A 12,734-nucleotide genomic window follows, 5' to 3' on the forward strand; every position below is an offset into this window, starting at 1 on the left:
GTGATCTATCTTGGACAAATAGCATGAGCAATAATAATAACGTAAAAAAAACAGGGACTATCCGAGTACAAAGTCAGCAAAAGATACTTGCCGCCGCAAGAACTGAATTTGTTTTACAAGGCTACAAAGGCGCTACCGTGCAATCTATTGCCGACAGAGCAGAATTGCCAAAAGCCAATATCCTTTACTACTTCAAAAATAAAGAAAACATTTATCATGCTGTTCTAGAAAACACCTTAGAAATGTGGGATGAAGGGATTGGTGATATCGACCCATCTGAAGGGCCAAGAGCCGCTATCGAAAAGTTTATCGATGCCAAGGTGAGAATGTCATTTAAATACCCTGAAGCATCTAAAATATATGCAATGGAAATCATCCAAGGTGCACAACATCTAAAAGAGTTTGCTAGAACTTACCAAAGAAAATGGGTCAGAGAAAAAGCAAAATTATTTCAACGATGGATAGATAACGGTGAAATGGCCAATGTCGATCCCGTGCATCTAATTTTCTTAATATGGTCTGCTACTCAACACTATGCAGACTTTGAAACACAAATTTTAACTATCATGAACCGCGCGGACTATGAAGAAGATGATGTTGAGCAAGTAATTGCTTTTCTCAGTGATCTTATTCTTAGAGGTTGCGGTTTAAAGTAACTCAAATCACTTAAGCCATGAAACTTAAAGCGTCCATACTTGCATTAGCAACATTATTTACCACTATGTCAAATAGCCACGCAGCCAAAGTAAAAGTTGCCACATTCAATGTCAGCATGGAGGCTTTAAACTATGTTGAGCATCAGCGCGGCGAGCCTGTTAGCGTTTCTGAAAATACCTTAACTCAGGCATTGAACAGCCAGCACCCGCAAATTGCTAATATTGCTGAGATCATTCAGCGTGTACGACCAGACATCATTTTACTGAACGAATTTGATAACCAAGATAATAGCGCCAATAATCAACACAGAAACCTGCGTCAGTTTATTAATGACTACCTTAACAAAAGTCAAAATAAACAAGCGCCAATAAACTACCCTTATTTTTATCAAGGCACAGTAAATACTGGGGTTAATTCTGGCTATGATCTTGATGGCAATGGTAAACAAGGCCAATTACCGGGCGATGGCTTTGGCTACGGACACTTCTCAGGCCACTTTGGCATGGCAATTTTATCTAAATACCCCATCCAAGAAAGCAAGATAAGAAGCTTTCAATACTTTAAATGGCAAGACATGCCCGGGGCATTAAAACCAATTAATCCAGAAAACAATAGCGCTTGGTTTAGTGATAAAGCGTGGCAAAACATGCGCCTATCATCAAAGTCACATTGGGATGTTCCGATAAAGGTTAACGATGTGACCTTACACATTCTAGCAAGTCACCCAACACCGCCGGTATTTGATGGTCCTGAAGATAGAAACGGTAAAAGAAACCATGATGAAATCCGCTTTTGGCATGATTATATCAGCGATAAAAAAGCCAGCTATATCTACGATGACAAAGGTAGCTTTGGCGGTTTAAATAACAATACCCGCTTTGTCATACTAGGTGATTTAAATGCCTCTAACGTCGATGGCGATGCCCTTACTGGTGGCATCAATAATTTACTTAATCACCCTAAAATTCAAGATGCCAAGCCAATAAGTCAAGGCGGACAACAACATAGCCCAGATAACCCAAATGCGGCACAACATACTGCTGTTTGGCGCATGCGGGCAGATTATGTTCTGCCGTCAAAATTTGGCTTAACTGTCACTAATTCCGGTGTATTTTGGCCTGCGGTAACGGATGAAAACTACCGACTCATAAAAGATCGCAAAGCCTCATCAGATCATCGACTCGTATGGCTTGAGCTAGAAACCAACAACTAACCCCTTATAGAAGAAGTTAACCATGTATAAATTACTCTCTGCTGCTTGTATTACTTTAGCACTCAGTGGCTGCACAGCGAATGATGCTCAACAACTTAATACATCAACAGCTAAAAATGCAGCAGCAACAAATCAAGTTAAAAATATCATCATGGTTGTAGCCGATGGTATGGGGCCAGCATATACCACAGCCTATAGATATTATAACGACAAGCCAAATACAGTAGCAATTGAAGAAACCGTGTTTGATCGCCACTTAGTTGGTATGGCAAGCACCTACCCTGCGCGCGAATCTGGTTATATTACTGACTCGGCAGCGGCGGCAACCGCGCTAGCAACGGGAGTTAAAACTTATAATGGCGCCATTTCTGTTGATACGAATAAACAACCGATTGAAACTGTTTTACAATGGGCTAAACAGCAAGGTAAAAAAACCGGTGTGGTAGTAACCTCTCAAATTAATCACGCCACGCCGGCTTCTTACCTTAGTCATAATGAAAGCCGTAATAACTACAATGCGATTGCCGATAGCTATATTGATAATGGCATTAAGGCCGATCTCTACCTAGGTGGTGGTTGGCAATATTTTTTACGTAATGATAGAAACTTAGTTGCAGAGTTTAAAAGTAATGGCTTTCACTACCTTGATAGTTACCAAGGGCTAACAACACTACCACAAAAGCCTGTACTGGGTTTATTTGCTGATGTCGGTTTACCCTGGGCAATGGACGATACCAATCCACTAAGACTATCTGCCATGACTAAAGCAGCCGTCAAGCAATTAGACAATGAACAAGGCTACTTTATGCTAGTTGAGGCTAGTTTAGTGGACTGGGCTGGCCATGCGAATGATATTGCTGCCGTCATGAGTGAAATGCACGATTTAGCGGCAACCATAACATTCTTAGAAGATTACGTAACTAAGCACCCAGATACTTTAGTTGTGCTGACAGCTGATCACAGCACAGGCGGATTAACCATTGCTGCTAATGGTAAATATGAGTGGAACCCGAGTTTATTACATCAACTTAAACATTCGCCAGAAATACTTGCTGAGCAATTAGCTAAAACAGATATTACTTTGGCAGAAGCTAGGCAAGTGCTAAACTTCGATATCACTAAAGCAGAAGCACAATTATTACAACAGGCAAGATACCAAGCTCTAGAGCAACGTGCTCAGTATTATCAACTAAGCAAAGCCGCACAAAGTAAGGTAAAAGAGCCAAAGCTTGAACAAGCCTTATACACGGCAATAAAATCATTAATAGATAAGCGTACCAACACCGGCTGGACCACAGGTGGTCATACGGGGATTGATGTTCCTGTGTTTGCTTTTGGTCATGCAAGCGAGCAATTTAGTGGCCAAGTAGATAACACGGATATAGCTAAAACCATGTTTAAACTACTAGGCAAACATTAAGTTTTTATCTGGCTCAACATTAAAATTTCAGATTAAAAACAAAAAAGCGAAACATCACTGTTTCGCTTTTTGCTATAGAGCGCTTCAACTTAGAAGCTTTGATAAATTACTAACAGCTACTCACCGTCATACGACAATAAGGTAGTGACAGTTAAGCCTAAGGCTTTCAATTTAGTTTCACCACCTAAATCAGGCAATGAAATAACAAAGGCACTATCAGTCGTTGTTGCGCCAACGCGACGAATTAATTTAGTGGTTGCTTCAATCGTGCCGCCAGTTGCCAATAAATCATCAACAATTAACACCTTATCATCTTTTGTTAAGGCATCTTGATGAATTTCTAAGGTGTCTGTGCCGTATTCTAATTGATAATCTTGCGCGAAGGTTGCTCTTGGCAATTTACCTGGCTTACGTACCGGCACAAAACCTACGCCGAGAGCTAGCGCAAGTGGCGCGCCAAATAAAAAACCTCTCGCTTCAGTACCAACGACCTTAGTAAAGCCCTTGCCTTGAAACTTCTCTTTTAGCAGATTGATGGTTAAAGCAAACGCTTGGGCATCATCTAAAATGCCAGTAACATCTCTAAATAAAATTCCTTCTTTTGGATAATTAGGAATGGTATGAACGGCATTTTTTAAAATTGTATTTTCTTCGTTAGTCATCATTCAATTAGGTTCTTGATAATTTCAGCGCTAGAATATAACAGCTTTTAACAAAGAGATTAAGCAAATAAACAAAAATGCCGACCAATTGGTCAGCATTTTATAAAGTTCTTTATTAGCGCTAAATTATTTAGTCGTTAACCAATGGCTTAATAAGCGTACACCATGACCTGTACCACCTGTTGGTGTCACCCCTTTATCTTTTCTTGCCAAGGCATTACCGGCAATATCTAGATGCGCCCAACGGGTGTCTCCTGTAAACTGCTTTAAGAACATTGCCGCGGTGGTCGCACCTGGGCCGCCATAGCCGCTATTTTTTAAGTCAGCAATCGGGCTTTTTAATAAATCTTCATAAGCAAGCGGTAAACGCCATAATTTTTCTTCAACAGCTAAGCCTGAAGCAACTAGCTCATTAACTAACTTATCATCATCGCTAAATAGGCCAACATAACGATTACCTAAGGCTCTTACTTTAGAGCCTGTTAAGGTTGCTACATCAACAAGTACTTGAGGCTGATATTTTTCGCGGGCATACCATAAACCATCAGCAACAACTAAGCGTCCTTCGGCGTCAGTGTTTAAGATCTCAACACTTAAGCCTTCAGCTGTCATGACAACATCACCCGGGGCAACAGATGTCTCAGAGACCATATTAGCCGCTAAGGCCATAATAGCGACAACATTAACGTCTGCTTTTTGCAACGCCATGGCTTTAACCGTACCTAAAACAGCAGCAGCGCCTGCCATATCAGACTTCATTCGTGAAATAGAATCACCTGAGGCTTTAATGTTATAACCACCAGAATCAAAGGTAATGCCCTTACCGACTAAAGCGATGGGAGCCTCATCATTACCTTGCCAGTGAGCAACCACTAAACGTGAGCCTTCTAAAGAGCCACGACCCACCGCGTGCAATGCCCCCATACCAAGCTGTTTAATTTCTTTTGGCTCAAGTACCTTAACTTTAACGCCTAAACTGGTTAACTCTTTGGCGGCAGCGGCAAAGTGAGCAGGATTCATTTCAGTTGGCACTTCAGAGGTTAAGTCTCGAGCTAAGAAGACGCCAGCTTCAACCGCAGCTAATTTTTGATAACTGCTTTGTGCTTTTTTAGGTTGATTAACAGTAAAGCTGTAGTGCTTTTCAGCAGGCTTTTTCTTAGATAAATACTTATCAAACTTATAAGCACGCAAGTTAATACCATGCGCAAGCTCTGCTGCAAAATTAGCATTGCTCACATTATCGCTAACGCCTTTAGCCAATACCGTCACATTTTCTACATTACTTTTAGCAAGCTTTGCCGTAAGGCTGGCACCTATATTATTAATTTCACCCGCGGTTAATGAGTCAATATCACCTAAACCAAGCACAATTACGCGCTCAGCATCGATACCTTGCGGTGCGATTACTTCCACTAATTGATTCTTTTTACCTTTAAAATCAGCAATTGTCATGGCTTTAGATAACTGTTGTTTTGTTGCCTTATCTAAGCGCTTAAGATCAGCTGATTGCTGTTCTTTAGATTGAAAAACAACAAGTGTATCTGAGGTTTTTGCCTTAGAGCTAAAGCTAAAGGTCTCAGCCAGTGCTGAGCTACTGGCAAGTGCAAGTGAAAGTACAGAAACATTAACCAATGATTTCTTTAAGAACATATTTTCCTCTATTTAGATAATGCGCTTGATAAGCACAATGATTATATGAATAACTATTCGCGCCCATTTTGACATATTATGTCCAACTTCGCCCAATAACATTATGAAATAGTTACAGGCAGTCATGGATAAAATCGCTATATCAAAAGCTTAATTTATCATAGCAGTTAGTCATAACATTGAATGTTTATTGATGTAACCAAGCTAAATATGCCAAATACCCAGGATAAAACGGCTAGATTCAAACACGGCAATACGCTACCATCAATAAAAATTAACATAGCTGATAACCCCTATTTATGTACCCTATCGACTATATTGAACCCGTATTTAGACCACCAAGTGAATGGCAAAGCTTGATCTTACAAGTAACAAATGGCTGCTCATGGAATAAATGCACCTTTTGCGATATGTATACCAGTGACAGCAAAAAATTTACACCGAAAAAATAGCACAGCTTGAACAAGAGCTTATACAAGTTGCCAACTCAGGCATTTTGACCAGACGCGTATTTCTCGCTGATGGTGATGCTATGATGCTGCCATTTAAACGCCTTAAAGAAATACTGTTACTTATTAAACAATACTTACCAAAGGTCTCACGTGTTTCTAGCTACTGCTTACCGCGTAATTTACATAACAAAACCGTGGAGCAATTAGCTGAATTAAAGCAGCTAGGCTTAAAATTAATGTATGTAGGCTGTGAAAGTGGCGATGATCAGGTGCTGTCTTTAGTTGAAAAAGGCGAAACATTTGACAGCTCACTTACAGCACTCAATAAAATAAAACAAGCAGGCATGAAGAGCTCGGTAATGATATTAAATGGCTTAGGCGGGCCTGAGCTTTCTCACCAGCATGCGGTTAACTCAGCTAAACTGATGAATGCCGCACAACCTAACTATTTATCAACCTTAGTTGTCTCTTTCCCTTTTGGCGAACAAAGGTTTGCGCAAAACTTTAACCAAGAAAAATTGCAACCTTATCGGCAGCTTAATCAGCAAGAGCTGTTTGCTGAAATGGCAACCTTACTCTCTCACCTAGAACTTAAACAAACCATCTTTCGCTCAGATCACGCCTCTAATTATTTAGTACTCAAAGGCGTACTAGGTGAAGATAAAGAAAAATTAATCGCACAAGTGCAACAAGCGATAAATCAACCTAATAGCGTTAATTTAAGGCAAGAGTGGCAACGAGGTTTATAAATAACCCTGAGTAAAATAAAAACGAGGTTAAAAAAACGAGCTAAACAGCTCGTTTTTTGATTACTTAATCTCAGGTTTGCATAATGCTAAATTTTTTGTAAACCGAATTTAAGTATTTTATTTACTAACTCGCGATTACTCGGCAAGGTTTTAGTTAAAGCGTGAGCCGAGTTTTCCATGGCAGTAAAAAACTGTTTTGCCTTATCAATGTCAGGGTATCTATGACTTAATGCTTCAATATCCGTATCAAACTCCATGCCGTATAAAACATATAAATAATTTTCTAGCTTAAATATTTCATAACCGCTGTAAAAGTCTAATGGGTTAGGTAATTGCGTTTTCCATAATGCCAAGCGCTCTAATAATGTATCAGGTGTCGTTTCTGGCTTTCTGTTATCTAGCCAAAATTGATTATCATCACGACGAGATAGATAATAATGCAACTTAACAAAATCTATTACGCTCTCCCAACTAAGCTTAATGCGTTGATTAAACTGCTTGGCAACAATCGCCATATTTTCTTTATGTGTTGGAAACTGAGAAGCCAACATTTTAGCGGTAGCATCAAATACTAATAAACCTGTTGCCTCTAATGGCTCAACAAAGCCCTGTGCAAGCCCTAGTGCGACACAGTTTTTATGCCAGAATTTTTCTCGATGACCGATATTCATTTTAATCAATCGTGTTGGATAGTCATCAAACGCAGGGCCAACATAATCACGTAACGCCTGCTCGGCTGCTTCATGACTCGTATATTTAGACGAATAGACATGGCCTACACCACGGCGTTCTAACAAACCAATATCCCAAACCCAGCCAGCCTCCATTGCCGTTGAAATAGTGTATGAAGGGATAACTTCATCTAGCTTTTCATAAGGAATTTGTATCGTTAATGCGTGATCGACAAAGAGTACATCACTTTTATCAACAAAAGGTACTTGCATGGCTTTGCCCAATAACAAGCAATCAAAGCCAGTGCAATCAACAAAGAAATCACCACTGATTTCCCCTGCCTCTTTGGTTATAACCGAGGCTATTTCCCCGTCATCATTTAAACAAACCTGCTCAACGTGCGCTTGAATATGCTCAACACCATGTCGTTCAACCGCATTGCGTGTTAATAAAGCAGAAAATTTATTGGCATCTAAATGATAGCCATACGAAGTGATGCCTTCATATTCCGGTGTGGTGATCAATTTAGGGGCTAGCTCTGCATCACAAACTATGCCTTGTTGAGAAACAGAATCAGCAAACGAGCGTTTTTCTCCGGCTAATCCTTTAAGCCAATACGGGGTGACATCAAAGTGGCTGATTTCAGGGTAATCAAAAAGATGGTGATAATAGCTTGCCTGTCCCGGTGTTGGATTATCAAGCCAGTCGACAAATTTAATACCTTGTTTAAAGGTAGCATCACAGGTTTTAAAAAACTCGGTTTCACTAATACCCAAATCTTTAAGAGTGTTGCGCATCATAGGCACTGTTCCTTCACCAACCCCTATTGTAGGAATATTTGGCGATTCAATTAAAGTGACTTTAACGCCATTTTCAGCCAAGGGTTTTAGCTTATTAGCCAAATGACTTGCCGCTAGCCAGCCTGCTGTGCCACCACCAACAATAACAACGCGGGAAATTCTCGACAGTTCTTTTTCCATACCTAAATCCTCATTAAAGCGATAACACGCAAGCACTGATACTATGTAATACGTTAAATCAGCGCACAACACAAATGACAACGCTGTCAACATTAATATAGCTGATACTCAAAAAACAAGAAGAAGGCTAGAGTAACTGACGAAAAACTAAGCTAGATCAAAGAAACGACAATCATTAACTAAGAGCAATACCTTTAAAAATAACATTACTCCTTGAGGGAAATAGCATGAGACTTTTCCTTTAAGAAAAGTAATAAAATCGCGCCACTAAGCGCAGCTAAAGCCGCAAAGTTAAAGGCAGTACTAGCGCCCTGACCGTCTAACCATAATACACCTGCTAGATAAGCGCCAACGGCACCTCCTACGCCATAAACACCACCTAGGTATACCGCTTGCCCTCTTCCCTGCTGCGCTTGAGAAAAATAATTAGAAATAAACTGCATGCTAGCGCTGTGGTATAAAGCAAAGCTAAAAGCGTGACTTAACTGGGTTAGCGATAATATCCAAACCGAATCCCCCCAAAGGCCAACGCAGTACCAGCGCAGCGCAGTAAACGCCAAACTAATGCACAGTAAACTTTGAATTGAGAAATGTTTAAAAAAGACACCGGCATAAATAAAAACAATAATTTCAGCGACAACACCTAAAGAAATAAGCACGCCAACCGCATAATCAGGGTAAGCTAAATCACGTAAATATAAGGCAAAGAAGCTGTAATAAGGGCCAAAACTAACTTGCAGCAAGATGCCGGCAATAAAAAATATAATGAAAGGCAATTTAAAAAACTTAGCCCAAATACTCGCCTGTTCAATTACCTTGCTGCGCGCTTGTTTAGGCTGCTGTAGCACTAAAGTAGAGAGTAAAAGCAAAATCAGCAAAATAAAACCCACGGCTAAAAATGCTTGAAAGGAAAACACACTAATTAATTGCCCAGCTAAAATAGCAAAAACAATAAAACCTAAACTTCCCCATAAGCGAATACGGGCATAAATTTTACCGCTACGTTTAACGCTCGTTAAGGTAAGTACTTCGAGTTGCGGTAAGATGGCCGTCCAAAACAAACTAAACAAGGCCAAAGATAAAGTGATCGGCCAATAAGAGTCTAGCCAGAATAACAAGGTGAAGCTTAGCAAGGCTAATAAGGCACCTAAGCGAATCACCGCAAGTTGTCGCCCCGTTTTATCAGCAAGCATTGCCCACAGACTAGGAGCAATAATTCGAGTCGCGGTAATTATGGCAAGAATTTCACCCAGTTCGAGTGAATTAAAGCCTTTACCATCAAGATAAACCGACAAAAACGGCGTAACTAAGCCAAGCAGCGCAAAGTAAAAAAAGTAACTTGATGATAAACGAGTAAAAAGTTGCAAAGCGATTTAAGTATTCAAGCGTGAATTAGCTAAGCAGTATAACCAATTTGATAAATAATTACTGACTAATTAGTCAAAATTTAATTTGTCGAAAATAATTAGTCAGTAATGTTAAGCTGATTTATAGCTTATTCAGTAATGACTGGCGTTTGGCAGTTAACGTCAGCATTTTGACCTCTATGCCTTAAAAAGTGATCCATTAAGGTCAAGGCTAACATAGCTTCTGCAATAGGTACGGCGCGAATGCCAACACATGGATCATGACGACCTTTAGTAATGATATCGGTTGGCTGGCCTGCTAAATCAACCGTTTTACCACTGACACCAATACTTGAGGTTGGTTTTAGTGCTAAATGAGCGACAATATGCTGACCAGATGAAATACCACCTAAGACACCACCAGCGTGATTACTGGCAAAGCCTTCTGGTGTTAATTCGTCACGATGCTCAGAGCCTTTTTGATTCACCACTGCAAAACCATCGCCAATTTCAACGCCTTTTACTGCGTTAATGCCCATAAGACCATGGGCGATATCAGCATCGAGACGATCAAAAATTGGCTCGCCAAGTCCTACAGGTACATTACTTGCAATAACGGTAACTTTAGCGCCAATTGAGTCTTTCTCTTTAATCACCTTACGCAATAATTCATCTAACTGCTCAAGCTTGCTGCTATCTGCGAAAAAGAATGGGTTACTCTCAACGGCTTGCCAATCAATGCTAGCTAAATCTAAGTCAGCGCCTTCTGCGTTAGTTGCTTTAACATCACCAATTTGGGTAACACAAGCTTGAATTTTCATGCCAAACTTTTCAGCTAAGTATTTTTTTGCTACCGCACCAGCAGCAACTCGCATCGCTGTTTCACGTGCTGATGAGCGGCCACCACCACGATAGTCGCGTAAACCATACTTTTGCCAGTATGTATAATCGGCATGACCTGGGCGAAAACTTTGCGCTATGTTACCGTAATCTTTTGAGCGTTGATCGGTATTTTCAATTAATAAACCTATCGGTGTACCTGTAGTTTTACCTTCAAACACGCCAGACATAATTTTAACTTCGTCTGCTTCTCTTCGCGCTGTGGTGTATCTTGAAGTACCTGGGCGACGGCGATCTAAATCTACCTGTAAGTCAGCTTCACTTAATTCTATTCCTGGAGGACAACCATCAATGATAGCTCCTAGGCCTAAGCCATGACTTTCACCAAATGAAGTAACAGTAAATAATTTACCAAAGGTATTACCTGACATTATTCCAAACCGCCTATATATTTTCTAAAAATAGAGTTATTCGTTTTATTTTATCGACCATTACTGGGTCATTATGCATTTAATGCAGCAGTAAATTTTGCTTGGTGCTGCTGTAATTGTGCCTTAGTTAATAAAAAGACACCATGGCCACCACGTTCAAAGGTAAGCCAATTAAAATCTACCTCTGGGTACAATGCTTCAACATGTACTTGAGAGTTACCAACCTCACAAATTAAGAAACCATCATCCGTTAGATGTTGCGCAGCTTCAGCCAAAATAACTCTAACTATATCTAAGCCATCTTCACCACAGCCTAAGCCCATTTCTGGCTCATGGGTAAATTCAGCTGGTAAGCTATTTATATCTTCTTTATCAACGTATGGAGGATTGGTGACAATTAAATCATAACTTTGCCCTTCAACCCCAGAAAAAACATCAGATTGAATTGGAATAACTTGTGCACTCAAGCCATGGTTCTCTATATTGATCTGGGCAACATTAAGGGCATCAATAGATAAATCTACCGCATCCACTTCTGCTTCGGGGAAATAACTGGCACAAGCAATAGCAATACAACCACTGCCAGTACATAAATCAAGAATTCGTGCTGGCGCTTTATTTTCATCAATAAAAGCTGAAAACTTTTTCTCAATTAACTCACCTATTGGTGAGCGCGGTACTAACACTCGCTCATCAACATAAAATGGTAACTGGGCAAAGTAAGCGACATGAGTTATATAAGGCACAGGTAATCGTGTTGTCACCCTTTGTTCAAACAAGGCCAAAATATTTTGCTTTTCTTCTTCAAGCAAATGGCAGTTCATCACTTGCTCTGCCAGCTCTACCTCTAAAGAAATGGCATACATCACCAGCGTTAACGCTTCACTAAAAGCATTGTCATTACCATGACCATAAAACAGCTCAGCTTGATTAAACAAACTGGCGCCATAGCGACAAAAATCGGCAACAGTATGTAGCTGTGCGCTAACAGAAGAAGTTGATTGCATGGTCACAAAAATTATCCTATTTATTAACAGTGCTTGTTTTTCAATATAAATGTTTTACACTGCCGCCATGAAAAAAAGTGACTTCCTCAAAACACACGCTAAAAAGCCAGCAAATATGCGCATTAGTGATGAAGATAAACAGCTATTTAGCGAGGCTATCGGCAAGGTAAAACCTATGGTGGTGGACACCATACACCCTGTTAAAACACCCGGCAAGTCTAAAAGCAAGCTTGTAGAAAAAAAATCATCTAAACAGGTTGCGCAATTTCATTTCTCTGATGAGTTTGAGCCAAACTTAAACAAACAAGGCCCGATGCAATATGTCAGAGAAGGCGTTGATAGCTTTGAGGTTAAAAACTTGCGCAGAGGCTATTATAGCCCAGATCTTATTCTTGATTTACATGGCTTAGATCAGCATCAAGCCAAAAAAGAGTTAGCAGCCCTGTTATATGCTTGCCAAAAAGAGCATGCACAATGTATTTGCATAGTACATGGTATTGGCTCGCATATTTTAAAAAATAAAGTGCCACATTGGCTGGTACAACATCCTGATGTTATGGCATTTCATCAAGCTCCGCTTGAATGGGGTGGCAACGGCGCTCTATTAGCGCTAATAGAATTAAAAGATAAGTTTAATCGCGATTAAATTAAGCGG

11 protein-coding genes are annotated in these 12,734 nt (G+C 40.1%); 5 read left to right on the plus strand and 6 right to left on the minus strand.

Annotated features, from left to right (window positions below):
- Nucleotides 1-23: 23 nt before the first annotated feature.
- Genes EMK97_RS04325 through EMK97_RS04335 form a run of 3 tightly spaced genes read left to right on the plus strand, consistent with a single transcriptional unit; the run spans nt 24 to nt 3,290 of the window.
- Nucleotides 24-656, plus strand: coding sequence for a TetR/AcrR family transcriptional regulator (locus EMK97_RS04325; RefSeq protein ID WP_130599778.1), 633 nt, complete (start codon nt 24-26; stop codon nt 654-656).
- Nucleotides 657-673: 17 nt separating this feature from the next.
- On the plus strand, nt 674-1,870 hold the full coding sequence (locus tag EMK97_RS04330; protein WP_130599780.1) for an endonuclease/exonuclease/phosphatase family protein: 1,197 nt from the start codon (nt 674-676) through the stop codon (nt 1,868-1,870).
- Nucleotides 1,871-1,892: 22 nt separating this feature from the next.
- Entirely contained in the window at nt 1,893-3,290 is a 1,398-nt protein-coding gene (locus tag EMK97_RS04335) for an alkaline phosphatase (RefSeq protein WP_130599782.1), read from the plus strand.
- Nucleotides 3,291-3,406: 116 nt separating this feature from the next.
- Here EMK97_RS04335 and apt read toward each other — a convergent pair whose 3' ends face one another.
- Both apt and EMK97_RS04345 read right to left on the minus strand, forming a co-directional pair.
- Nucleotides 3,407-3,955, minus strand: a complete 549-nt coding sequence (gene apt / locus EMK97_RS04340; protein ID WP_211342267.1) for an adenine phosphoribosyltransferase — start codon at nt 3,953-3,955, stop codon at nt 3,407-3,409.
- A 123-nt stretch (nt 3,956-4,078) separates the two neighbouring features.
- Entirely contained in the window at nt 4,079-5,602 is a 1,524-nt protein-coding gene (locus EMK97_RS04345; protein WP_130599785.1) for a leucyl aminopeptidase, read from the minus strand.
- Nucleotides 5,603-6,050: 448 nt separating this feature from the next.
- Between EMK97_RS04345 and EMK97_RS04350 the strand changes: the two genes are divergently transcribed.
- Nucleotides 6,051-6,803 (plus strand): radical SAM family protein, encoded by a 753-nt coding sequence (locus EMK97_RS04350; RefSeq protein ID WP_425462187.1) that lies wholly within the window; start codon nt 6,051-6,053, stop codon nt 6,801-6,803.
- Between the two features lie 86 nt (nt 6,804-6,889).
- Here the strand turns inward: EMK97_RS04350 and EMK97_RS04355 are convergent, their stop codons facing one another.
- From EMK97_RS04355 to prmB, 4 genes are all read right to left on the minus strand, one after another.
- Nucleotides 6,890-8,455 (minus strand): tryptophan halogenase family protein, encoded by a 1,566-nt coding sequence (locus EMK97_RS04355; protein WP_130599787.1) that lies wholly within the window; start codon nt 8,453-8,455, stop codon nt 6,890-6,892.
- Nucleotides 8,456-8,661: 206 nt separating this feature from the next.
- Nucleotides 8,662-9,822 carry an MFS transporter gene (locus EMK97_RS04360; protein ID WP_246028879.1) on the minus strand — a complete coding sequence of 387 codons (1,161 nt, stop codon included), beginning with the start codon at nt 9,820-9,822 and terminating at the stop codon, nt 8,662-8,664.
- A 128-nt stretch (nt 9,823-9,950) separates the two neighbouring features.
- Nucleotides 9,951-11,072 carry a chorismate synthase gene (gene aroC / locus EMK97_RS04365; protein ID WP_130599791.1) on the minus strand — a complete coding sequence of 374 codons (1,122 nt, stop codon included), beginning with the start codon at nt 11,070-11,072 and terminating at the stop codon, nt 9,951-9,953.
- Nucleotides 11,073-11,143: 71 nt separating this feature from the next.
- On the minus strand, nt 11,144-12,079 hold the full coding sequence (gene prmB, locus EMK97_RS04370; protein WP_130604366.1) for a 50S ribosomal protein L3 N(5)-glutamine methyltransferase: 936 nt from the start codon (nt 12,077-12,079) through the stop codon (nt 11,144-11,146).
- Nucleotides 12,080-12,194: 115 nt separating this feature from the next.
- On the opposite strand from prmB, the gene smrB reads away from it, so the two are divergent.
- The gene (gene smrB, locus EMK97_RS04375) at nt 12,195-12,725 is read left to right on the plus strand and encodes an endonuclease SmrB (protein WP_130604367.1); all 531 of its coding nucleotides are present in this window, start codon (nt 12,195-12,197) and stop codon (nt 12,723-12,725) included.
- Nucleotides 12,726-12,734: the final 9 nt, after the last annotated feature.

The sequence above is a fragment of the Litorilituus sediminis genome (assembly GCF_004295665.1).
GTDB lineage: Bacteria > Pseudomonadota > Gammaproteobacteria > Enterobacterales > Alteromonadaceae > Colwellia > Colwellia sediminis.

Excerpts from the sequence above, each read along its gene's own strand:
- EMK97_RS04325 (WP_130599778.1), top strand. The coding sequence starts at position 24 with ATGAGCAATAATAATAACGTAAAAAAAACAGGGACTATCCGAGTACAA.
- EMK97_RS04330 (WP_130599780.1), top strand. The coding sequence starts at position 674 with ATGAAACTTAAAGCGTCCATACTTGCATTAGCAACATTATTTACCACT.
- EMK97_RS04335 (WP_130599782.1), top strand. The coding sequence starts at position 1,893 with ATGTATAAATTACTCTCTGCTGCTTGTATTACTTTAGCACTCAGTGGC.
- apt (WP_211342267.1), bottom strand. The coding sequence starts at position 3,955 with ATGATGACTAACGAAGAAAATACAATTTTAAAAAATGCCGTTCATACC.
- EMK97_RS04345 (WP_130599785.1), bottom strand. The coding sequence starts at position 5,602 with ATGTTCTTAAAGAAATCATTGGTTAATGTTTCTGTACTTTCACTTGCA.
- EMK97_RS04355 (WP_130599787.1), bottom strand. The coding sequence starts at position 8,455 with ATGGAAAAAGAACTGTCGAGAATTTCCCGCGTTGTTATTGTTGGTGGT.
- aroC (WP_130599791.1), bottom strand. The coding sequence starts at position 11,072 with ATGTCAGGTAATACCTTTGGTAAATTATTTACTGTTACTTCATTTGGT.
- prmB (WP_130604366.1), bottom strand. The coding sequence starts at position 12,079 with ATGCAATCAACTTCTTCTGTTAGCGCACAGCTACATACTGTTGCCGAT.
- smrB (WP_130604367.1), top strand. The coding sequence starts at position 12,195 with ATGCGCATTAGTGATGAAGATAAACAGCTATTTAGCGAGGCTATCGGC.